The sequence below is a fragment of the Burkholderia sp. MSMB0856 genome (assembly GCF_001524645.2).
Lineage (GTDB): Bacteria > Pseudomonadota > Gammaproteobacteria > Burkholderiales > Burkholderiaceae > Burkholderia > Burkholderia diffusa.
In genome coordinates, this window is sequence record NZ_CP013428.1 from 1,006,677 (window position 1) to 1,028,020 (window position 21,344).

Annotated in this window: 18 protein-coding genes; 7 read left to right on the plus strand and 11 right to left on the minus strand. The window is 69.0% G+C overall.

Annotated features, from left to right (window positions below):
* Window positions 1–90: 90 nt before the first annotated feature.
* Window positions 91–1,191 (minus strand): ABC transporter substrate-binding protein, encoded by a 1,101-nt coding sequence (locus WS87_RS22175; RefSeq protein WP_059818989.1) that lies wholly within the window; start codon window positions 1,189–1,191, stop codon window positions 91–93.
* Between the two features lie 125 nt (window positions 1,192–1,316).
* Between WS87_RS22175 and WS87_RS22180 the strand changes: the two genes are divergently transcribed.
* Window positions 1,317–1,991 (plus strand): response regulator, encoded by a 675-nt coding sequence (locus WS87_RS22180; protein ID WP_059818990.1) that lies wholly within the window; start codon window positions 1,317–1,319, stop codon window positions 1,989–1,991.
* Window positions 1,992–2,118: 127 nt separating this feature from the next.
* Window positions 2,119–3,516, plus strand: a complete 1,398-nt coding sequence (locus WS87_RS22185; RefSeq protein WP_175907321.1) for a sensor histidine kinase — start codon at window positions 2,119–2,121, stop codon at window positions 3,514–3,516.
* Between the two features lie 81 nt (window positions 3,517–3,597).
* Here WS87_RS22185 and WS87_RS22190 read toward each other — a convergent pair whose 3' ends face one another.
* From WS87_RS22190 to WS87_RS22225, 8 genes are all read right to left on the minus strand, one after another.
* Window positions 3,598–4,464 (minus strand): MOSC domain-containing protein, encoded by an 867-nt coding sequence (locus tag WS87_RS22190; protein WP_059525223.1) that lies wholly within the window; start codon window positions 4,462–4,464, stop codon window positions 3,598–3,600.
* 99 nt (window positions 4,465–4,563) lie between these two features.
* Window positions 4,564–5,523: an ABC transporter substrate-binding protein gene (locus tag WS87_RS22195; RefSeq protein ID WP_059818991.1), complete on the minus strand. Its 960-nt coding sequence runs from the start codon at window positions 5,521–5,523 to the stop codon at window positions 4,564–4,566.
* A 38-nt stretch (window positions 5,524–5,561) separates the two neighbouring features.
* The gene (locus WS87_RS22200) at window positions 5,562–6,743 is read right to left on the minus strand and encodes a c-type cytochrome (RefSeq protein ID WP_059818992.1); all 1,182 of its coding nucleotides are present in this window, start codon (window positions 6,741–6,743) and stop codon (window positions 5,562–5,564) included.
* Window positions 6,744–6,793: 50 nt separating this feature from the next.
* Window positions 6,794–7,618, minus strand: coding sequence for an ABC transporter ATP-binding protein (locus WS87_RS22205; protein WP_059818993.1), 825 nt, complete (start codon window positions 7,616–7,618; stop codon window positions 6,794–6,796).
* Entirely contained in the window at window positions 7,612–8,712 is a 1,101-nt protein-coding gene (locus tag WS87_RS22210; RefSeq protein WP_059819650.1) for an ABC transporter permease, read from the minus strand. The genes WS87_RS22205 and WS87_RS22210 overlap by 7 nt, the downstream gene beginning before the upstream one ends.
* A gap of 4 nt (window positions 8,713–8,716) precedes the next feature.
* A complete protein-coding gene (locus tag WS87_RS22215; RefSeq protein WP_059818994.1) occupies window positions 8,717–9,751 on the minus strand; it encodes an ABC transporter substrate-binding protein in 1,035 nt (344 codons plus the stop codon).
* Window positions 9,752–9,787: 36 nt separating this feature from the next.
* Window positions 9,788–10,633 carry a class II aldolase/adducin family protein gene (locus WS87_RS22220; protein ID WP_059525233.1) on the minus strand — a complete coding sequence of 282 codons (846 nt, stop codon included), beginning with the start codon at window positions 10,631–10,633 and terminating at the stop codon, window positions 9,788–9,790.
* Between the two features lie 20 nt (window positions 10,634–10,653).
* On the minus strand, window positions 10,654–11,739 hold the full coding sequence (locus tag WS87_RS22225) for an LLM class flavin-dependent oxidoreductase (RefSeq protein WP_059818995.1): 1,086 nt from the start codon (window positions 11,737–11,739) through the stop codon (window positions 10,654–10,656).
* Window positions 11,740–12,166: 427 nt separating this feature from the next.
* Between WS87_RS22225 and WS87_RS22230 the strand changes: the two genes are divergently transcribed.
* Entirely contained in the window at window positions 12,167–13,492 is a 1,326-nt protein-coding gene (locus tag WS87_RS22230; RefSeq protein ID WP_059818996.1) for an acyl-CoA dehydrogenase family protein, read from the plus strand.
* Window positions 13,493–13,553: 61 nt separating this feature from the next.
* Here the strand turns inward: WS87_RS22230 and WS87_RS22235 are convergent, their stop codons facing one another.
* A complete protein-coding gene (locus tag WS87_RS22235) occupies window positions 13,554–14,477 on the minus strand; it encodes a LysR family transcriptional regulator (protein WP_059818997.1) in 924 nt (307 codons plus the stop codon).
* Between the two features lie 74 nt (window positions 14,478–14,551).
* Here WS87_RS22235 and WS87_RS22240 point away from each other — a divergent pair, with 74 nt between their 5' ends.
* Both WS87_RS22240 and WS87_RS22245 read left to right on the plus strand, forming a co-directional pair.
* Window positions 14,552–15,118: a cysteine dioxygenase gene (locus WS87_RS22240; protein WP_059689982.1), complete on the plus strand. Its 567-nt coding sequence runs from the start codon at window positions 14,552–14,554 to the stop codon at window positions 15,116–15,118.
* A 111-nt stretch (window positions 15,119–15,229) separates the two neighbouring features.
* Window positions 15,230–16,855, plus strand: coding sequence for a rhodanese-related sulfurtransferase (locus tag WS87_RS22245; RefSeq protein ID WP_059818998.1), 1,626 nt, complete (start codon window positions 15,230–15,232; stop codon window positions 16,853–16,855).
* A 99-nt stretch (window positions 16,856–16,954) separates the two neighbouring features.
* Here WS87_RS22245 and WS87_RS22250 read toward each other — a convergent pair whose 3' ends face one another.
* Window positions 16,955–18,100, minus strand: a complete 1,146-nt coding sequence (locus tag WS87_RS22250; RefSeq protein ID WP_059818999.1) for a glycerophosphodiester phosphodiesterase — start codon at window positions 18,098–18,100, stop codon at window positions 16,955–16,957.
* 370 nt (window positions 18,101–18,470) lie between these two features.
* Between WS87_RS22250 and WS87_RS22255 the strand changes: the two genes are divergently transcribed.
* Both WS87_RS22255 and WS87_RS22260 read left to right on the plus strand, forming a co-directional pair.
* Entirely contained in the window at window positions 18,471–19,535 is a 1,065-nt protein-coding gene (locus WS87_RS22255) for a phytoene/squalene synthase family protein (protein WP_059819000.1), read from the plus strand.
* Between the two features lie 490 nt (window positions 19,536–20,025).
* Window positions 20,026–21,246: a porin gene (locus WS87_RS22260; protein ID WP_059689985.1), complete on the plus strand. Its 1,221-nt coding sequence runs from the start codon at window positions 20,026–20,028 to the stop codon at window positions 21,244–21,246.
* Window positions 21,247–21,344 lie beyond the last annotated feature (98 nt).

Consider the following 21,344-nt stretch of genomic DNA (forward strand, 5'->3'; position numbering starts at 1 on the left):
ATGGCCGCCTCTAGGAAGTCGGTAAGGGGAAGGGGCCGCCCGCGCGGCGTGCGGCGGGCGGCCGTCGGTCGGCCGAAGCCGATCAGCGGATCAGCTCTTGATCGCCTGCTGCCATTGTTTGAGGAATGCGAGCCGCTTCGACTGGTCCAGATAGACGAGCAGGCCGGTGCCGATCGGGATCGGCTTCAGCGAATCGCCGAGTTCCTTCGTGAGGCTCGCGACCGACGTTTCGCCGGTCACGTCCGTGCGAATCGCGTACAGGTTCGCCTGGTTCGCGATCAGCGTCTGGCCGCGCTTCGACAGCAGGTAGTCGACCCACAGCTTCGCAGCGTTCGGGTTCTTCGCCTTCTTCGAGATCGTGGCCAGGCGGCTCACGACTTGTGTGTAGTCCTTCGGGAATACGTAGCCGATCGACTTGTCCTTCTTCGCCTTCGCGTACGCATACGAGCCGATGATGTTGTAGCCGATCAGGTTCTCGCCCGACGAGATGCGCTCCATCATCGCGCCGGTGCTCGACTGCAGCTTCGGACCGGTCGCGCCGATCGCCTTCACGAGCTCCCACGTGACCTTCTCGTTCAGGTGCGCGTCCTGCGTCAGCGCGTTGAAGCCGACGCCGGATTTCTCGACGTCGTACGTCGTCAGCTTGCCTTTGAATTTGTCGGGTTGCGACGTGAGCAGCTTGATCAGGTCGGCGCGCGTCTTCGGCACCTCGTTCTCGGGAATCAGCCGCTTGTTATAGACGATCGCGAGCGGCTCGAACGTCGTGCCGTACGCCTGCTTCTGGTATTGCGCCCATTGCGGCACGTTCGCGCTTTCGGGCGAATCGTACGACGTCATCAGGCCGTCGTTGACGAGCTTGACCTGCAGGTCCATCGCCGAGCTCCACAGCACGTCGGCGCTCGTGCTGCTCGCCGCGTTCTCGCTGATGTAGCGGTTGTACAGCTCGGTGCTGTTCATGTCGTTGTACTCGACCTTCACGCCGTACAGGCTTTCGAAGTCCTTGATCAGCGGGCGCACGAGGCCCGTGTCGGTCGTCGAGTAGACGATCAGCTTGCCTTCCTTCTTCGCGGCGTCGACGACGCCTTGGTAGTTACCCGGATATCCGGCCGGAACCTGCGCGACGGCGGCGCCGGCGGTGGTGCCCAGGACGATCGCCAGCGCGGCGGCGAGCTGCTTCGGTGCAAACGGCATGTCTTCCTCCAGTGATGCGTGTGTGTTGTTCGAGTGACGCGGATGTTAATTGCGAGGCACTTTCAGCCTGCTTTCATTTCGGTTCACAATAGCGTCCTTTGTGTCATGGATTTCCCGAGGTCCCCATGCGTGTGCTGCTCGTCGAAGACAACCCGAACCTGGCGCAGTCGCTGAACGACGCGCTGAGCGCCGCGCGTTTCGCGGTCGATCACATGGCGGACGGGGAGGCGGCGGATCACGTGCTGCGCACCCAGGACTACGCGCTGGTGATCCTCGATCTCGGGCTGCCGAAGCTCGACGGGCTCGAGGTGCTGCGACGGTTGCGCGCGCGCCGCAATCCGGTGCCGGTGCTGATCCTGACCGCGCACGGCTCGGTCGAGGACCGCGTGAAGGGGCTCGATCTCGGGGCCGACGACTATCTCGCGAAACCGTTCGAACTGACCGAGCTGGAGGCGCGCGCCCGCGCGCTGATCCGGCGCAGCCTCGGTCACGAGCATTCGCGGGTCGTATGCGGGCCGCTTTCGTATGACAGTATCGATCGCAGCTTCCACCTCGCTGGCGAAGCGTTGCCGCTCACGCCGCGCGAGCGCTCGGTGCTGGAGGTGCTGATCCTGCGCAACGGGCGCGCAATCAACAAGGAGACGCTGTCGGAGAAGATCTTCGGGCTCGACGAGTCGGTCAACGCGGACGCGATCGAGATCTACGTGTACCGGCTGCGCAAGAAGCTGGAAAACACCGGCGTCGCGATCGTCACGCTGCGGGGGCTCGGGTATCTGCTCGAAGCGAAGGCCGCCGGATGAACCAACCGCACGCTCACCGGCCTTGCACGGGACCGGCGTATGCGCTGAAGCGCTATTCCGGATCGACACGTCCGCTGCCCGCCGAGGGGGCGCATGCCGCGCTTGGGGCGGCCCGGTGGCGGACATGATGATCCGCCGTCCGAACCTGCGCACGCAAGTCGCGCTGTGGCTGCTGCTGCCGCTGCTCGGGCTGCTCGCGCTCGACTCGTGGCTCACGTACCAGCGCGCGATGAGCGCCGCGCACGTCGCGTTCGACCGCACGCTGTCGTCGTCGCTGAAGTCGATCCGCGAAGGCGTGCGGCTCAACGACGGTGAGATCGAGGTCGACCTGCCGTATCTCGCGCTCGAGATGTTCGAGTCGGGCGACGGCGGCAAGATCTATTACCTGATCCGCGAGGACAACGGCCACACGATCACCGGCTATCCGGACCTGCCGCTGCCGCCGGGCGACGGCGCGCTGTTCGTCACGCGCTACTACAACGTCGTCTATCGCGGCGAACAGTTGCGCATGGCCGCGTTGCGCGTGCCGGTGCACGACGTGCCGACTGCGCAGACGCGCATCGTATGGGTGATGGTCGGCGAAACGATCGAGGGGCGCCAGGCGCTCGCGCGCGAAATCCTGATGGGCTCGCTGCTGCAGGAAGGCTTGCTCGTCGTGCTCGCGCTCGGGATCGTATGGCTCGGCGTCGGGCGCGGGCTGCGGCCGCTGAACCGGCTGTCCGCGAAGGTCGCCGCGCGTACCGACGGCGATCCGACGCCGCTCGACACCGGCGGCATGCCGAGCGAGCTCGCGCCGCTCGTCGAGTCGATCAACCAGTACATCGGCCGCACGCAGCGGATGCAGGTCGCGCGGCGGCGCTTCTTCGCGGACGCGGCGCATCAGCTGAAGACGCCGCTCGCCGCCGTGCAGGCCGGCGTCGAACTGGCCTTGCGGCCGGACGAGCAGCCGCGCGTGAACGTGCATTTGCGGCGTGTGAACGGTGCGGTGCGCCAGGCCGCGAAGATCGTCCAGCAGCTGCTGTCGCTGTCGCGGCTCGATTCGGACAGCGGCCATGCGGTCGCGCACCAGCCGGTCGCGTTGCATCGGCTGGCGCGCAGCGTGACGCTCGACTGGTCGCCGGTGGCGCGGGCGCGCGACATCGATCTCGGCTTCGAGCACGAGGCCGACGTCGACGTACATGGTCAGCCGGATCTGCTCGGCGAAATGATCGGCAACCTGATCGACAACGCGATCCGTTATTCGGGCGACCGTGCGGTGATCACGGTGCGCGTGTCGCGCGACGGCGAACATGCGCGGCTCGACGTGATCGACAACGGGCCGGGCATTCCGGCAGCCGAGCGCGACGCGGTGTTCGAGCGCTTCCATCGCGGCAGCAAGACGCAGACGGTCGAAGGCACGGGGCTCGGGCTGTCGATCGTGCGGGAGATCGCGCGTGTGCATCAGGGCAGCGTGACGCTGACCGATGCGGCGGGCGGCGGGTTGGTCGTGACGGTGATGCTGCCGACGGTTCCGGCGGCGCAATAGAAGGCGGGCCGCGCTCGACGCAACCGCGGTGAATGGCGACGGCGAAAGCGATACGCCGTCGCGCCGTTTCGACCGATCCGCTCAGTCGCCGAACCCGATCTCCGCTTCGAGCGACTGCCCGACCTCGAGCCACGCGCCCGCGCCTTCGACGACGATCGCGTTGATGCCGAACGTCAGCGCGTCGTCGTAGTTCGGATGCGCGCGATAGGTCTGCATCGTGTCGGTCGGCTCGTGCGGCCATTCCGGGTTCGGCGCGCCGGTCACCTGGTCGATCGTCGGCATCGGGCAGCGCGTGCACAGCTTCACGAGGCGCAGCCGCACGGGCGTGTCGCCTTCGGCGTCGAGATGCTCGACGAAATCTTCTTCGTATGCATCGAGATCCGACACGACGATGTTCGGGCGGAAGCGGTTCATCGGAATCGCCGGCGCGCCTTTCGCGACGAGCTTCGCGTTCAGGTCGTCGAGCGACGACTGGCCGATCACGAGCAGCGGATAGCCGTCCGCGAACTGCGTGTGCGTGTCGATGTCGCCGGTCCATTTGCGGTTGCAGCCGCGGCGCGACTCAGCCCCGAAGCGCGCAAGCTTCAACGGCACGCCGAGGAATTCGGTGAGCCACGCGGCCGTTTCGGCGCCCGTGTCGATCGCGTCGACGGTGTCGCGCCAGACGGTCGCGGCCATCTTCGGTGTGGCGGGCGTCGCATCGCCGTCGAGCGGCGTGCGGATCTCGGGCATGCCCGGCGCGTTCAGCACGAGCGCATCGTGCTCGAGCGCGGTGCGGATCAGCGCGAGGCGCGGGTGCGTGCGCTGCGTGATCATCATCCCGTCCGGGGTGGTGATCAGCCAGTGGCGGTCGTACGCGAGGCCCGTTTCGAGCAGCTGCGCACGCGACAGCGCGATGCCGGCGCAGGATTTGATCGGATAGACGAAGAGTTCGGAGATGGCTGGCATGACGCTGGCTGAAGGCGGGATGGTCGAATCGCGATTGTGCCAGATCATACGAAAGCCGTTTGGGCGGTTGCAGGCCGTCGCGCCGAGCCGCGCGTCGGGTCACGCCAGCGGAAAGCCGAGGTCGAAGGTCGTGCGCACGTCGAGCGGCTGGCGCAGCAGCCCGGCCTTCAGGTAGAAGTCGGCCGTGCGTTGCTGGCCCACGATCACCGTCGCGTCGATCGGCTGCCAGCGTGTGTTGCGGCGCTCGAACTGCAGCTTCGCGGCCGCCGGCGGGATGCCGACGATGCGCGCGAGCGCCGCCGAATACGCGTCGACGTGCCGGTACGACCAGGCCTGCGCGCGCACGACGCGTTGCAGGAAGTCGCGCAGCACGTCGCGCTTCGATGCGATCGCCGCGTCGGTCGCCGCGACGTAGCTGAGGCCCGACCACAGGCCGCGGCCGTTGACGAGCACGCGCGCGCGGCCGCTCGTTTCGGCGAGCGCGGTATAGGGCTCCCACGTCGCCCACGCGTCGATCGAACCGGTTGCGAGCGCAAGCATCGTGTCGGCCGGCGGCAGGAAGCGGAACGATACGGCGTCGGGCGGCAGGCCTGCGGCGTCGAGCGCCTTCAGCGTGACGAAATGGCCGATCGAGCCTCGCGTGGTGCCGATGCGCTTGCCTTTCAGGTCGGCGGCTTCCTTCAGCGCCGCGTCGGGCCGCACGAGCACGGCGGTGCCGTACGGGTCGGAGCGGTTCGCGCCGATCACCTTGATGCGCGCGCCCGATGCGAGCGCGAAGATCACCGGTGCGTCGCCGATCGGTCCGCAGTCGACGGCCGCCGCGTTCAGCGCTTCGGCCAGCGGCGCGGCGGCCGGGAATTCGGTCCATGCGATGTCGTATGCGAGGCCGTTCAGTTCGCCGGCCGCTTCGAGCAGCGCGCGCAGTCCGCCTTTCTGGTCGCCGGCACGCAGCAGCGGTCGCGTGCCCGATTGCGCGTGCAACGCGGTCGGCGCGACGGCGAGGGTGGCGGCGGCGAGGGCGCTCGCTTGCGCGAGAAAGTGACGTCGGGTCGGATTCATCGTGAAGTTCGGTCGATCGGAGGAAACGGTTCAGGGATTCAATGCGGGAGCCCGGCCTGCACGTCGCGCACGGGTTCAGCGTCCGCACGCAGCAGCAGCGCGGTCAGCGGATCGACGTTCGCGGGGGCGGCGGACGGCCGGGCGGTCGCATCCGAGCGGCACAACAAATCGTCGGCCGACCAGCCCGCGCTGCCCGGCAACGCGCGCGCCCGCAGCCAGCCGCGCCGGTCGGCAAGCAGTTGCGTGCCGCCGAACGTCTCGGGCGGCACGCCGGCGATCGTCGCGAACGCTTGCCAGGCACCCGGCGTCGACGCGACGCAGTTCGCGCGCGGGCCGGTTGCGGTGGGCGCGGGCGTATCGTCGGCGGTGACGAGCAGCGTCTGCCAGCGCGGATCCTCCGTCGGCTGCGCGCTGCCCGGCGCGAGCGCAACGACGCGCACGCGCTGGCCTTCGCGCCAGCGCTCGAGCGGTTGCGGCGCGGCGCTGCCGCAGCGAACGTCGAGCGCAGGCAGCGGAACCGGCACGGGCCACGCACCTTCGGCCCGTGCGCCGCTGCCGGCCGACAGCGTCTTCAGGTAAGCGAGCACGGCCCACGTGTCGGCCGGACCGAGCGTCGCGGCGAAGCCCGGCATCGACGACGCACCGCGCGCGTCGTGCATACCGTGCCGCACGCGCCAGTACAGTTCGCCGTCGAGCCGGCGGGCGAGCAGCGCGCCCGCGAAGGTCGGCGGCCAATGCGCGAGCGTTGCCGCGAGCGGCCCTTCGCCGCGACCGTCCGCGCCGTGACATGCCGCGCAATGCCGCGCATACAGGTGCGCACCGTGCATCACGTTCGTGACGGAAAGCGGCGCGGGATTGCGCTGGAAACTGGTCGGCACCGCGGGTGCGAGCCACAGCGATGCCGGCGGCCACGGCGCGAACCACGCGACGGCGAGTGCGGCGATCGCCGATGCCGCCCGCCACTTGCGCGAAACGAGCGCGATGCAGCCCAGCGCCACGGCGAACGCGGTTGCCGCGCAAGCGACCGCAAGCTGTCGCGTGAGCCCGGCATCGATGCGCAGCGTTTCGAGCGCGATCCGGTGTGCCCAGGGCCACGCGGCCTGTCCGTCGGCGTCCCCGGTCAGGCCCGCCGCATGCAGCGCCCGGACGAACGCGATCTGCGCGCGATACAGCAGTTGCAGGAACAGCAGCGCCCAGTCGGCGAACGGCGGTGCATTCATCGGCGCGGCCTTTGCCGTGCGCGGGCCATCCTGCTAGCGGCACTCGGCATCTACCAGCTCGCATCGAGTCCGAGATGCCGCAGCGCTTCGTGGCGCAGTTCCGCGAGACGCGGATCGCCGCGATGGCGTGGATAGGGCAGGTCGACGCGCAGTTCCGCGACGATCCGCGCGGGACGCGGGCCGAACACGATCACGCGCTGCGCGAGAAACAGCGCTTCCTCGACATCGTGCGTGACGAGCAGCGCGGAAAAGCCGTCGCGTTGCCACAGCGCGGTCAACTCGGCCTGCATCGTCAACCGCGTCAGCGAATCGAGCTTGCCGAGCGGCTCGTCGAGAATCAGCAGGCGCGGATCGTTGACGAGCGCGCGTGCCAACGCGACACGCTGCGCCATCCCGCCCGACAACTGATGCGGAAACACGTTCGAGAATTCCTGCAGCCCGACGCGCGCGAGCGCGTCGTCGACGCGATGTTGCGCGGTGCGAGCCACGCCGCGCGCCTCGAGGCCGAGCGCGACGTTCGCGCGCACGCGGCGCCACGGGTAGAGCGTCGGATCCTGGAACACGACGATACGCGACGGATCGGGCCGCTCGATCCGCACGCCGTCCTGCGCGATTCGGCCTTGTCGTGCGGCGTCGAGGCCCGCGACGAGCCGCAGCAGCGTCGATTTTCCGCAGCCGCTCGGGCCGAGCAGCGCGACGAATTCGCCGGCCGCGACCGACAGCGTGACGTCGTCGAGCACCGGCAGCGGGCCGCCGGGGCCGTCGAACGCATGGCTCACGCGGCGAATGTCGATGCGCGCGCCGCGCGGCGCCGTGGCATCGGGCGTGGCGGGCGCCGTGGGGACGGACGATTCGGGAACGGCGGCGCTTACCATTTGACAGTTCCTTTCTGCCACGCGAGCACGCGGTCGCGCACCGCGAACAGCAGCGCGATCAGCCCGGAAAACAGCAGCGCCATCACGATCAGCGCCGCATACATGTTCACGTACGATGCCCAGCCCTGCGCCCAGCTCAGGTACCAGCCGAGCCCCGACTTGACGCCCATCATCTCGGCGACGACGAGCACCGTGAACGATGCGCTCAGCCCCATGAAGATGCCGACGAATACGTGCGGCAGCGCGGCGGGAATCGCGACGCGCAGCACCAGGAAGCGCGCGTTCGCGCCGAGCGTGCGCGCGACGTCGTAGTACTGCCGGTTCACGCTCGCGACGCCCGACCACGTCAGCACCGCGACCGGGAAGCCGGTCGACAGCGCGATCAGGAACGCGGCGGCCGAATAGCTCGTCGGGAAGAAGTAGAACGTGAGCGGCAGGAGCGCGGTGGCCGGCACCGGGCCGAGCACGCGCAGCACCGGATGCACCCAGTAGCCGATGCGGCGCGACCAGCCGATCGATACGCCGACCGCGAACCCGACCGCGACGCCGTACGCGAACCCGAGCGAAAGCAGCTTCAGCGTATTGCCGGCGCTGCCGGCGAGGCGCGGCCAGTCGTCGACGTAGACCTCGATCAATGCTTGCGGCGGCGCGAAGAACGGCGTCGGCAGCCAACCGGTTTTGGCCGTGACGATTTCCCACGCGGCAAGCACGAGCGGCAGTGCGACGAGCCACGGGCCGGCCGGGCGCACGCGGGCAAGCCGCGCGCGCGTGGCCGGCACGCGATGGCCGAGCGTCGCGGCGACCAGCAGCAGCGCGGCGATCGCCCACGCGGCGATGCCGAACGTGTCGGTGTATGCCCAGTCGGTGAAACCGACGACGCGGTTCGGCCACACGGCAGTCACCGCGCCGAGCGCGGCCCACGCGAGCGCCGCGACGACGCCGGTCGGCCAGGTGCGCGCACGGCGGGCTTCGGCCGCGAGCGTCGCGTCGCAGGCCGTGCATGCTGCGCGGGACGTGGCAGGCGCGGCGGCGGTACCGCCGGTTGCAGTTGCGGATGCGGTGCGCGCCGCGGACGCGTGTTCGATCGTCGACATCGCGTCACCCCAGCACGTTCGCATAGACCTGCTGCGCGAAGCGCTGCGGGTCGGTGCTCTTCTTCAGCACGCTGATCCGGCGGAAATCGTCCGCGTAGAACGCGATTTCCTGCTGCAGATCGACGTTGGTCGGGTGGTGCGTGTAGGTCAGCGTTGCATACAGCTTGCGCAGATCTTCCGGATTGATCTTCGGCGAATACTTCGCGAACGCCTTCGCGGCTTCGTTCGGGTTGTCGTGCGTGTATTCGGTTGCCTGCACGATCGAGCGCGCGAGCGCGGCGGCCGCCGGCCGGTCGTTGCGCACGAGGTCGCCGCGCGCGCCGATCACGCAGCACACCTTGCGCGCGTATTCGCCGGACAGGTTCGTCGCGAGTTCCGTATATGCGCCGTTGCTGCGCTTTTCGAGCAGATAGAGATTCGGGTCGCCGTCGGCGATCGCCTGGATCTCGCCCTTGTCGACCGCGACGCCGAGCAGATCGGCCGGATACTGCCGCCACGTGATGTCGCGTTCGGGATCGATGCCGTTCTTCGCGAGCAGGATCGAGAAGAAGTGCTTGCCGGGCGCCGCGAGATCGCTGACGCCGACCGTCTTGCCCTTCAGCGCCTGCAGCGTCGTCACGCCGGCCGTCTTCGCGCCGAGCAGCCGCACGCACCCGCCGTGCGAGCTGCCGATGATCTTCACGTCGAAGCCGGCTTCGAGCGGTTTCAGCCAGCGGTGAATCATCCCGACCGCCGCGTCGGCCTTGCCGGTCGCGATCGATTCGAGCAACTGGTCGGTCGATCCGCTGTAGTTGATCAGCTCGACCTTCAGCCCGTTCTTCTCGAAGAAGCCGTTTTCCTGCGCGACGACGATCGGCGTCAGGCAGAACGCGTTCTGGTTCCACGCGAACGTGAGCTTCTTCAGCGGCGGCGCGGACCATGCTTTGCGGCCGAGCGTGATCGCCGGCGCGGCGAGCGCGGCGGCGCCGGCCGCGCGCAGCAGCCGGCGGCGCTTGTCGTCATGGGCGCCGGTCGGCGCGGGTGCGGTGGTTTCGGTCATCGTGTGGTCTCTGGTTCCGGTCGTGCGGCAGGGCGCTCAGTCGAGCAGGTCGGGTTCGTCGGCGACGACGCGTGCGAACAGGCTGTCGAACGCATGCAATGCGCCGTCGGGGCCGCCGATCTGGCCATGCGTGTGTCGCGCGGTCGCGTGATCGATCGGTTGCGGCGTGCCGGCCGCTTCGGCCAGCAACTGCGTGTGCGCGGCGTTGTCGAGCGCGATGTACCACCACGCGGCGGCCTCGACCGTCGGGCCGGCCGTCAGGATGCCGTGGTTCTTCAGGATCACGCCCTTGTGCGTGGTGCCGTCGGGCTTCGCGAGCGCGTCCGCGATCCGTGCGCCTTCGCTCGTGTCGACGACCATCCCCGTGAAGTCGTCGAACAGCGCGTGATCCTCGTAGAACACGCACGCGTCCTGCGTCAGCGGATCGAGCGGGCGGCCGAGCGTCGACCACGCCTTGCCGTAGGTCGAATGCGTGTGCGCGGCGGCGACGATGTGCGGATGCGCGTCGTGAATCGCCGCGTGGATCGCGAACGCGGCCTTGTTCAGCGGCCGGTTGCCGATCGCGGTTTCGCCGCGTGCGTTGACGAGCAGCAGGTCCGATACCTTGATCCGCGAGAAATGCACGCCGAGCGGATTCACCCAGAAGTGGTCGGGCAGTTCGGGGTCGCGCGCGGTGATGTGGCCGGCGAGGCCCGACGCGAAGCCGAAGCGCGCGAACAGGCGGAACGCGGCCGCGAGTCGCTCCTGCCGGTGGCGGCGCTCGGCGGCGACGTCGACGCGCGGCGCGGGCGGATCGAACCAGAAATGCTGGCGCGGCGTGTCGGCGAGGACGAGGCCCGATGCGGTGCGCACGGGCGATGACGAAGCCAGGACGGCGGACATGATCGGCGTCTCCCTTTGCGTCAGGCCGCGCGGCGTGCCGCGTCGCGTGCGGTGACGGCGCTGCGCACGCGCGGAATCAATTCGCGACCGTAGTCGATCGCGTCTTCGAGCGGATCGAAGCCGCGGATCAGGAACGTCGTCACGCCGAGGTCGTAGTAGTCGAGCAGCGCGTCGGCGACCTGTTCGGGCGTGCCGACCAGCGCGGTCGAATTCGAGCGTGCGCCGGTGAGCTTTGCGATCTCGGTCCACAGCCGCTTGTCGACGCGCGAGCCGCGTTCGGCCGCGGCGAGCAGGCGTCGCGCGCCTTCGCTCTGCTGCGGGCCGCCGCTGCCGAGGCCGGCCGCTTCGCGCAGCCGGCGCGTTTCGTCGAGGATCCGGTGCGCGCGCGCCCATGCTTCGTCTTCGGTCGCCGCGAGGATTGGCCGGAACGACACGGAGAAGCGCACCTGCCGGCCGTGCTTCGCGGCTTCGGCGCGCACGCGGGTCGTCAGGTCGCGCACCTGGTCGAGCGATTCGCCCCACAGCGCATAGACGTCCGCGTGCTTGCCGGCGACTTCCAGCGCCGCTTCCGAGGCGCCGCCGAAGTAGATCGGCACGTGCGGCTGCTGGAACGGCTTCACTTCCGAAAAGCCCTGCGTGAAGCGGTAGTGCGCGCCGTCGTGATCGAACGGCTGCGTTTCGGTCCAGATGCGGCGCAGGATGCCGAGATATTCGTCGGTGCGTGCGTAGCGTGCGTCGTGGTCGAGGAAGTCGCCGTCGCGTTGCTGCTCGCTGTCCGAGCCGCCGGAGATGAAATGCACGGCGAGCCGGCCGCGGCTGAACTGATCGAGTGTCGCGATCTGCCGCGCGGCGAGCGTCGGCGCGGTGAAGCCCGGCCGATGCGCGAGCATGAAGTGAATGCGCTCGGTCGCGGCGGCGGCGAACGCGATCGTCAGCGTCGCGGACGGGCCGGTCGAATGGTGCGGGACGAGGATCCGGTCGAAGCCGGCCGTTTCGTGTGCGCGGGCGAAGTCGCGCACGTAGTCGGGGTCGACGACGGGGCCGGCAGGTGGATGGATTTCCGACTGCTTCTGGCTCTGGATCATGCCGATGAATTCGACGCTCATCTGGGTCTCCGATACAAGGACAGCCCCACGCGGCCGGCAACGGCCGGCGGGGGCGGGAATGGAGCGCAGATTACCGCCGGGATCATGCGGAACGGAAATAATCAATCCCGATTTGAATATCAGATTTGCATGGTTTGGCCGCGTGTGCGTTGCGCATACGCTGTGGGCTCGCGATGGCGTCGAAAGGGCGTCGGGGCGTGTCGGGCGGGGCTTTCGCGCCGGGCGGGAACCGGCTCGGCATGCGGCCCGGTGCGAATGCCGATGCGTGCGCACGCATTCGCGGCAAACGTCCGCGAACCGGCACGGCGCGCGAGTGCGCAACCGGTCGCCGCCGGCTTCACGCGCCGCTGCGCCATCCGCCGATTGATCTCTGCCATGAGCGCCGATCCGTTAGCCAGCTACCCAGTCACCGAGGGAATCCGTACCGATGTCCGCCAGCCTTGCCGCTTCCTCGCCGCTACCGCCGCAGTCGTCGCTGCGCCACCTGCCTGCCGACGATGCGCGCGTCGCGGCGCTGCTCGAGCGCCTCGCACCCGAACTCGCCGCCGACGCCGCCCGTAACGACGTCGACGGCCGCTTCCCGCACGAGAACTTTGCGCGGCTGCATCGCGCCGGGCTGATCGCGCAGGTCGTGCCGCGCGAGCATGGCGGCGCGGGCGCGACGCTCGCGCAGGCGAGCCGGATCGTGGCCGCCGTCGCCCGCGCCGATCCCGCGACCGCGCTGGTGCTGACGATGACGTATCTGCAGCATCGCGCGCTCGGCCGTGCGGACAACCGCTGGCCCGCGCGCGTGCGGCGTGCGGTGTTCGACAGTGCGGTCGCCGAAGGCGCGCTGATCAACGCGTTGCGCGTCGAACCGGCGCTCGGGTCGCCGTCGCGCGGCGGCCTGCCCGAAACGATCGCGCGTCGCGACGGCGACGGCTGGCGGCTGTCCGGCCACAAGCTGTACAGCACCGGCATTCCGGCGCTGCGCTGGCTCGCCGTGTGGGCGCGCACCGACGAACCCGAGCCGCGTGTCGGCGTATTCCTCGTGCGGCGCGAGCGCGATGTGGAAGACGACGCAGGCATCCGCGTGATCGAAAGCTGGAATCACCTGGGCCTGCGCGCCTCGGGCAGCCACGAGGTCGTGTTCGACGACGTGCGGCTGCCCGCCGATCATGCGGTGGACGTGCGCGCGCCCGATGCGTGGGCCGTATCGGCCGCGAGCCATGCGGATGTCGACGCGCAGGCCGACCAGCAGGCGTGGATGGTCGCGCTGCTCGGCAGCCTCTACGATGCGGTGGCGCGCGCGTCACGCGACTGGCTGCTCGCGTTCGCGATGACGCGCGCGCCGAGCGGGCTCGGGGCCCCGCTCGCGACGCTGCCGCGCATTCAGGAGGCCGTCGGCGAGATCGAAGGGTGGTTGCACACGAACCGCGTGCTGCTCGACGAGCACATCGCGCGCACCGATGCGGGTGACGCGCCGACGGTGACGACGAGCGGCCTCGTCAAGCGAACCGTGACGGAGCAGGCGATCCGCACGGTCGAGCACGCGTTGAAGCTGTCGGGCAATCACGGGCTGAGCCGCCACAATCCGCTCGAACGTCATTATCGCGACGTGCTGTGCAGCCGCGTGCATACGCCGCAGGACGATGCGATCGCGGTCGCCGCCGGGCGTGCGGCGCTCGACGCCGCGGCGCGAAGCGCAACCGCGAACGCGGAGACTGGCGGGACGTCGCGCGACGCACCGGCATCCGGTCGACGCGATGCGTGAGCGGGACCGCAGGACGGTCGGCGCAAACGGGACAGCGCGGTGCTGGCGTCGCCGGCCTTGGTCAAGCGGCCTCGTCGTGCGCGGCGGCATCCGCGGGCAGCGCCAATGCCGCGCGCGCATGCGCGCCCACGGCCGCGAGCGGCGCCTTGATGCGCGCGGCGTCCTGCCGGTGCAGCAGCCACAGATCGATCTGCGGCTTGAAATCGGCGAGCGGCACGATCTCGACCGCGTCGCGCAGCGGGCTGCCTTCGACGAGCGGCAGCGGCATCAGCCCGATGCCGAAGCCGTTCGCGACGCTCTGCAATTGCAGGTCGCGACCATACACGTCGAGCGTGACGGGCATCGGCAGCCCTTGCGCGTCGAGCGCGCGGCGCAGGCCCGCGCGAAAGCCGCAGCCGTCGGGATTGAGCACCCAGCCGCGCGCTTGGCAGTCGGCGAGCCGGTAGCTGCGGCGCGGCCAGTCGCCCTTGCGGCCGACCGCGACGAGCCGGGTGACCAGCAGCCGTTCGCCCTCGACGTGCGGCGGCAGCACCATTTCGCGGGCCAGAAACACCAGCGCCGCATCGAGTTCGCGGCGCGCGACGCGCTCGACGAGCATGCCGCCCCAGGCGGTCGTGACCTGCGTGGCGAGTGCGGGCCATTGCCCGGCGATCCGCGCGATCAGCCCGGGCAGCATCAGTTCGCCGAGGCCCTGCGTGAGGCCGACGCGGAATTCGCCGGCGGGCGGCCGCTGGCCGGCCGTCAGTTCGCGCAGCGCATCGACCTCGCGCAGGATCGCGCGGCACTGCTCGAACACCTGCAGGCCGATGTCGGTCGGACGCGGCGGTTTCGTGTTGCGGTCGAGCAGCGTCGCGCCGAGCGCTTCCTCGAGATTCTGCACGCGCCGCGTGATCGCCGGCTGCGTCATCCCGAGCTCGGCCGCGGCCTGGCTCAGCGTCTGGCAGCGGACGACCGCTGCAAAAGCGTCGATATCGCTAATTTTCATGTTTGTTCTGCATGGTATTTCGGGTGCATCATGACGATCCATCATATTCGGCATCATATTCGAGGAGGCAGCCGATGAGTACGCTTTCGTTGCATCAGACGCCGCTGCGTCCGTTCGTCGACGGGCTGGGCGCGCTGCTCGCGTCCGGCGCGAACGAGGCGCGCATTCTCGACGAGGGCGGCGCGCTGCTTGCCGCGCTCGTCGCGCACGACGACTGGCTGCCCGACGCATTCGCGCAGCCCGATCCCGAGCGCTACCGCCAGTACCTGCTGCATCTCGATCCCGACGAGCGGTTCTCCGTCGTCAGCTTCGTGTGGGGGCCTGGCCAGACGACGCCGATCCACAATCACACGGTGTGGGGGCTGATCGGCATGCTGCGCGGCGGCGAGTTTTCGCAGCCGTACCGGTTCGACGCGACCGGCAAGCCGGTGCCGTCGGGCGATGCGGTGCGGCTGAAGCCGGGCGACGTCGAGGCCGTGTCGCCGCATATCGGCGACGTGCATCGCGTGACCAACGCGTTCGCCGACCAGGTGTCGATCAGCATCCACGTGTACGGCGCGAACATCGGCAAGGTCGAGCGCGCGGTGTTCCTGGACGACGGCACCGTGAAGCCGTTCGTGTCCGGCTATTCGAACGTGTGATCGAACGTGTGACGCCGCAACGCGCGGACATCCCGTTGCGAGCACACACACCCGCAGCCCCGAGCTTCTTTGCTTTCTTCACCGACTTCAACAGAATCCGACAGAGACATCGTGACGCAATCCGTTGATTCCACTTCCCGTTTCCCCGTCGCGTCGTACCAGGACGTACGCGCACGCCTCCTGGCCCGCGACGAGCTCGCGCTGATCGACGTGCGCGAGGAAGATCCATACGCGCAGGGCCATCCGCTTTGGGCCGCCAACTTTCCGCTGTCGAAGCTCGAACTCGACGCGTGGACGCGCATTCCGCGCCGCGACACGCCGATCGTCGTGTTCGGCGAGGCCGACGGCGAGGATCTCGCGCCGCGCGCGGCCGCGAAGCTCGCGCAGCTCGGCTATACCGACGTGCGGCTGCTCGACGGCGGTCTCGCGGGCTGGCTCGCCGCGGGCGGCGAGCTGTTCATCGACGTGAACGTGCCGAGCAAGTCGTTCGGCGAATGGGTCGAGGCCGAGCGCCATACGCCGTCGCTGTCGGCGCAGGAAGTGCAGGCGCTGATCGACGAGAAGGCCGACGTCGTGATCGTCGACGCGCGCCGCTTCGACGAGTATCAGACGATGAACATCCCGACGTCGACGAGCGTGCCGGGGGCGGAACTCGTGTTGCGCGTGCGCGCGCTCGCGCCGAACCCCGCGACCCGGGTGGTGGTGAACTGCGCGGGCCGCACGCGCAGCATCATCGGCACGCAGTCGCTCGTGAACGCGGGGCTGCCGAACCCGGTCGCGGCACTGCGCAACGGCACGATCGGCTGGACGCTCGCGGGCCAGACGCTCGAGCACGGCGCCGCGCGACGCTTTCCCGACGACGTCGAACCCGCGCAGCGCGAGGAAGCCCGGCGCGCCGCGCGCGCGGTGGCCGAGCGCGCCGGCGTGCCGCGCATCGCGCTTGCGGACGTCGCCGCGCTCGACGAGCCGGGCCGCACGCTGTATCGCTTCGACGTGCGCACGCCGGAGGAATACGAGGCCGGCCATCTGCCAGGCTTCCTGGGCACGCCGGGTGGCCAGCTCGTCCAGGAGACCGACCATCACGCGGCCGTGCGCGGCGCGCGCATCGTGCTCGCCGACGACGACGGCGTGCGCGCGGACATGACCGCGTCGTGGCTCGCGCAGATGGGTTGGGACGTGCGCGTGATCGAGCCGGCCGGCACGGCGGCCTTCACCGAGCGCGGCCAGCCGCCGCGCGACGTGCCGGCGACGCCGCAGGTGGCCGAGGTGTTGCCCGCGACGCTCGCGGGCTGGCTGAAGGAGGCGGGGCCGGGCGAGGTCGCGATCGTCGACGTGACGACCAGCGCGAACTACGTGAAGCGGCATATTCCCGGCGCGTGGTTCGTCGTGCGCGCGCGGTTGCGCGACGCGCTCGCCGCGATTCCGCCGGCGAAGCGCTATGTGTTCACGTGCGGATCGAGCCTGCTCGCGCGGTTCGCGGCAGACGACGCGCGCGCGTTGCTGCCGGCTTCCGCGGCGATCTCGGTGCTGACCGGGGGCACGGCCGCGTGGATCGACGCGGGGCTGCCGCTGGAGCACGGCGAGACGCATCTGGCGTCGCCGCGCGTCGACCGCTACCGGCGCCCGTATGAAGGCACGGACAACGCGGCCGCCGCGATGCAGGCGTATCTCGACTGGGAATACGGGCTGGTCGACCAGCTGAAGCGGGACGGTACGCACCACTTCCGCGTGATCTGAGCGCGGCGCGGCATCCGGTGTGCGGCACGACATGCGCCGCGCCCGGTTGCCGCGCGTTCAGCGGCGCATCGCATGCCGCATGCGACGCGTTCGGTACGCTCACCGCTTGAACGTATCGACGGCCGTGCGGCCGACGGCCGGATCGTCGGTGAAGAAGCCGTCGATGCCCGCGCGCAGGTACGCCTGGATCTCGCGCACCGAGCCCGCGGTGTTGCGCGTGGCCGGCGTGCCGCCGTCCTTCAGCGACGCGGGCAGGAAGTTGTTCTCCGGACGGAACGTGTACGGATGCACGACGAGGCCGGCTTCGTGCGCGTAGCGCACGTACGGCGTCGGCTGCTGCAGCGTGCCGTCCGCGGCCACGGCGATGATCGACGTCTTGTACGGGCCGACACCGTTCGCATAGGACGCGATCTCGCGCATTCCGTCGCGCGTCGACAGGTCACCGTAGGTGCGCTTGTCGTTCGCCTTCACGAAGTCGTACGGTCGCTGGCCGGCTTCGTCCATCAACTGCACGAGCTTCCAGTTCGGCTGGCTCGACTTGATCCGGTTGCGGATCGCCTTCAGGTTCGCGACCTCGAACGACTGGATGTAGACGGTCGCCGTGCGTGCCGTGTACGGATCCTTCAGCAGCGCATCGACGAGGCGGTCCTCGAGCGGCAGGCCGACCGACTGGAAGTAGGTCGGGTGCTTGGTTTCCGGATACAGGTGGATCGTGCGGCCGGTCTGCGCGGACATCTGTTTCGCGAGCGCGACGATCTCGTCGAAGGTCGGAATCTCGAACTGGTCGTTGTACGCGGTGTTCGCCGGGCGGACCTGCGGAATGCGCTCGCGGGCACGCAGCGTCTTCAACTCGGCGAGCGTGAAATCCTCGGTGAACCAGCCGGTCAGCTGCGCGCCGTCGATCGTCTTGGTCGCCTTGCGGCTCGCGAACTGCGGCAGCGTCGACACGTTCGTCGTGCCGGAGATTTCATTCTCGTGGCGCGCGACAAGCACGCCGTCGCGCGTCGAGACGAGGTCGGGCTCGATCACGTCCGCGCCGTCCTCGATCGCCTTGCGGTACGACGCGAGTGTGTGTTCGGGGCGCAGCGCGCTCGCGCCGCGATGGCCGACCACCTGGACCTTCGCGGAGATCGGCTGCGTCGGATCGGATGCCGACACGTCGTCGCCGCCGCAGGCGGCGAGCAGGAGGGCGGCGGCACAGGCGAACGGGATGCAGCGCAGGGCGGTCGGGCGCGTGAAGAGCATGTCGGTGAACCTTCGAAACGGAAGTCGGTGAAAGGGGCGTCGTTCCGGCGGCGCGGCCTGTCTCGGCGGGCCGCGCGGGATCGAACGGGACGCGATCGTCGCATCGAATAATTACATATGTATTACTCGCGCCTTTCTTTTGTGTTGCCGCGTAAGACGCACGGGACGGGCGGATTGCGCGACCGTGCGAGCGGCGCGATCCGGCCGTCGCCGGGAGCCGGCGCGCCGGATGCACTAAACTTGCGGGACTTTTGCATCGCCGCGCCGGGCCGACGCCCGCCCGCGCGACGATGCGGCGACTCGCGGGCCGGCGCGGGCGTCCGGCGCCCGTGTGCGTCCGGGGCCCGCGCCGGCCGATTTTTACCGACCCATGACGACCCATACCGATCCCGCCTACCTGCTCGGCGACCTGCTGAAGAACGTTTCCCGCTCCTTCTACCTGACGCTGCGCGTGCTGCCCGACGGCATGCGCGACCCGGTCGGCCTGGCCTACCTGCTCGCGCGCGCGGCCGACACGATCGCCGACACGGCGCTCGTCGCACCCGATCTCCGCGCGGCGTTGCTGACCGACCTGCGCGACGAGGTCGAGCGGCTCGGCGACGGCGCGGCGCTGTCGCACGCGCTGGAGGACGTGACGCGAATGCAGACGGATTCGCACGAGCACGTGCTGCTCGGCTCGATGCAGCCGATGCTCGCGCTGCTGCGCGCGCAGCCGGAGGCGGATCGCGCATCGATCCGTAAGGTCGTCGCGACGCTGACGTCGGGGATGGAGTTCGACCTGCGCACGTTCCCCGACGAACAGTCGGGAGAGGTCGCGTCGCTGCCGGACCGCGACATGCTCGATCGCTACACGTATCTGGTCGCCGGCTGCGTCGGCGAATTCTGGACCGACATGACCGGCGCGCACACGCGGGCCGCGCGCGGCTGGGACCTGGCGGACATGCGCGAGAAGGGCATTCGTTTCGGCAAGGCGCTGCAGATGACCAACATCCTGCGCGACTGCGCGAAGGACCTGCGGATCGGCCGCTGCTATCTGCCGGACGACGTGCTGGCCGCGCACCGCGTGAGCGTCGCCGACCTGATGTCGCCCGATGCGTCGGCGCGCGCGCGCGGCGTGCTGGTCGACCTGCTGCGCGTGGCGCTCGATCAGTATCGAGACGCGTGCCGGTACACGCTGGCGATTCCGCGCCGTTTCGTGCGTCTGCGGCTCGCGTGTCTGTGGCCGATCATGATCGGCCTCGAAACGCTCGAATTGCTGGCCGGTCACGATGCATGGCTCGATCCGGCGAGGCCGGCGAAGGTGCCGCGCAAGCGGATCTACCGGATCATGGCGTCGTCGCTCGCGCTCGTCGGCTCGAACGCGGCGATCCGTGCGCGCATGAACGCGCTCGTCGACGCGGTGAACGCGCGGATCGAGCAGCCGGCCGCGCGCTGATTCTCGCTGAACGATGCCGGCGCGACAGGCGCGGGCATCGCCCCTCGGCCCGCATTCGCCGGGCCGCTTCCGTCCGATTCTCCCCACACGCACTGAAACGTTTTCACGATTTCGCTTTCCGAAACGTGGGTGTCATGAATGTCAGCGATCCTGCGCGGCGGCGTTGAATCGTGGCAGCCGCCGCGGTCGCGCATTTGTAAGAAGGTTGTTGCCGAAGGCGTCTGACGACATTGGACGGTCGCGATGCACCAGTAAAAATGTAAAGCTAGGGTTTTCACCGGGAAATGCCGGAAAGGCCCACCGCGTAAGCGTTTTCAGGTGTTATGTAACCGTTTGGTGAACCCCTGCGTTGCGTCGATCATACGATGACCGACTGCACATGTTGGGAAACGATTGGTAATCCGTCAGAATCGCACCGGCATGTACTCGCACATGTGTCAGTCATAAAACCACACCAGAAAAGAAATCATTCTTTGAGGACGGAGAATCAATGAAAAAGCGCGTCGCTTTCGCCATGACGGCAGTGGGTCTCGCAGCCGCTACCGCCGCCCACGCCCAGAGCAGCGTGACCCTGTACGGTATCGTCGATAACGCCATCGCCTGGCAGAACAACTCGTCGGCGACCAGCGCGGTTTCGGGCGGTCACTCGAAGGTCCAGATGGCCACCGGCATTTGGGCAGGCAGCCGCTTCGGCCTGAAGGGCAGCGAAGATCTCGGCGGCGGCACGAAGGCGATTTTCCAGTTGGAAGCCGGCTTCAACGCGAACAACGGCTCGTCGCAATGGACGAACGGCATCTTCACGCGTCAGGCGTGGGTAGGTCTGACCAACCCGACGTACGGTACGCTGACGGCCGGCCGCCAGTACACCGCGTACTACACGCTGCTGTCGCCGTATAGCCCGACGACCTGGCTGACCGGTTACTACGGCGCGCACCCGGGCGATATCGACTCGCTGGACACCAGCTACCGCGCGAACAACTCGCTCGTCTACATGTCGCCGAAGTTCTACGGCTTCACGGTCGGCGGTTCGTACTCGCTCGGCGGCGTGGCAGGCAGCTTCAACCGCGGCTCGACCTGGAGCGCGGCGATCCAGTACCTGAACGGCCCGGCAGGCATCGCGGTCGGCTATCAGCGCATCAACAACGCGACGCTCGGCGGCGGCGTGTGGGGCGCGAACTCGACCGCGCAAAACGGTCTGGATTCGAACGGCAACGGTGCCGAGCAGGCCGTGTCGTCGATCAACGGCGGCTACAAGACGGCACAGTCGCAGCAACGTGTCGCCGTGACGGCCGGTTACCAGTTCACGCCGGCGTGGGACATCTCGGTGTCGTACTCGAACGTCCAGTACATCCCGGGCAACCTGTCGGCATTCCACAATACGGCGATCTTCAACACGGCGGGCGCAGTGCTGCACTGGAAGGCAGCGCCGCAGTGGGACTTCGCGGCAGGCTACTCGTACACGCGTGCGACCCAATCGAACGGCGTCTCGAGCGCGGCCAAGTACCACCAAGTCACGCTGTCGCAGTACTACAGCCTGTCGAAGCGCACGGGCCTGTACGCGGTCGAAGCGTACCAGCACGCCAGCGGCAACACGATCAGCGGCCTGACCGGCGGCATCGTCAACGCAACGACGTCGATCGGCGACGGCGTGGGCGCAGGTTCGAAGCAGAACCAGATCGCTGCAGGCGTTGGCCTGATCCACCGCTTCTGATGTCGCGCGGCGCGCGAGCGCCGCTCACGGCATGCGGTATGAAAAAACCGGCCTTCGGGCCGGTTTTTTTTCGTGGGTGCGCGCCGCACGCGTGGCGC

Excerpts from the sequence above, each read along its gene's own strand:
- WS87_RS22220 (WP_059525233.1), bottom strand. The coding sequence starts at position 10,633 with ATGTCCGCCGTCCTGGCTTCGTCATCGCCCGTGCGCACCGCATCGGGC.
- WS87_RS22180 (WP_059818990.1), top strand. The coding sequence starts at position 1,317 with ATGCGTGTGCTGCTCGTCGAAGACAACCCGAACCTGGCGCAGTCGCTG.
- WS87_RS22260 (WP_059689985.1), top strand. The coding sequence starts at position 20,026 with ATGAAAAAGCGCGTCGCTTTCGCCATGACGGCAGTGGGTCTCGCAGCC.
- WS87_RS22230 (WP_059818996.1), top strand. The coding sequence starts at position 12,167 with ATGTCCGCCAGCCTTGCCGCTTCCTCGCCGCTACCGCCGCAGTCGTCG.
- WS87_RS22195 (WP_059818991.1), bottom strand. The coding sequence starts at position 5,523 with ATGAATCCGACCCGACGTCACTTTCTCGCGCAAGCGAGCGCCCTCGCC.
- WS87_RS22255 (WP_059819000.1), top strand. The coding sequence starts at position 18,471 with ATGACGACCCATACCGATCCCGCCTACCTGCTCGGCGACCTGCTGAAG.
- WS87_RS22185 (WP_175907321.1), top strand. The coding sequence starts at position 2,119 with ATGATCCGCCGTCCGAACCTGCGCACGCAAGTCGCGCTGTGGCTGCTG.
- WS87_RS22250 (WP_059818999.1), bottom strand. The coding sequence starts at position 18,100 with ATGCTCTTCACGCGCCCGACCGCCCTGCGCTGCATCCCGTTCGCCTGT.
- WS87_RS22215 (WP_059818994.1), bottom strand. The coding sequence starts at position 9,751 with ATGACCGAAACCACCGCACCCGCGCCGACCGGCGCCCATGACGACAAG.
- WS87_RS22200 (WP_059818992.1), bottom strand. The coding sequence starts at position 6,743 with ATGAATGCACCGCCGTTCGCCGACTGGGCGCTGCTGTTCCTGCAACTG.
- WS87_RS22235 (WP_059818997.1), bottom strand. The coding sequence starts at position 14,477 with ATGAAAATTAGCGATATCGACGCTTTTGCAGCGGTCGTCCGCTGCCAG.
- WS87_RS22240 (WP_059689982.1), top strand. The coding sequence starts at position 14,552 with ATGAGTACGCTTTCGTTGCATCAGACGCCGCTGCGTCCGTTCGTCGAC.
- WS87_RS22205 (WP_059818993.1), bottom strand. The coding sequence starts at position 7,618 with ATGGTAAGCGCCGCCGTTCCCGAATCGTCCGTCCCCACGGCGCCCGCC.
- WS87_RS22210 (WP_059819650.1), bottom strand. The coding sequence starts at position 8,712 with ATGTCGACGATCGAACACGCGTCCGCGGCGCGCACCGCATCCGCAACT.
- WS87_RS22190 (WP_059525223.1), bottom strand. The coding sequence starts at position 4,464 with ATGCCAGCCATCTCCGAACTCTTCGTCTATCCGATCAAATCCTGCGCC.
- WS87_RS22225 (WP_059818995.1), bottom strand. The coding sequence starts at position 11,739 with ATGAGCGTCGAATTCATCGGCATGATCCAGAGCCAGAAGCAGTCGGAA.
- WS87_RS22175 (WP_059818989.1), bottom strand. The coding sequence starts at position 1,191 with ATGCCGTTTGCACCGAAGCAGCTCGCCGCCGCGCTGGCGATCGTCCTG.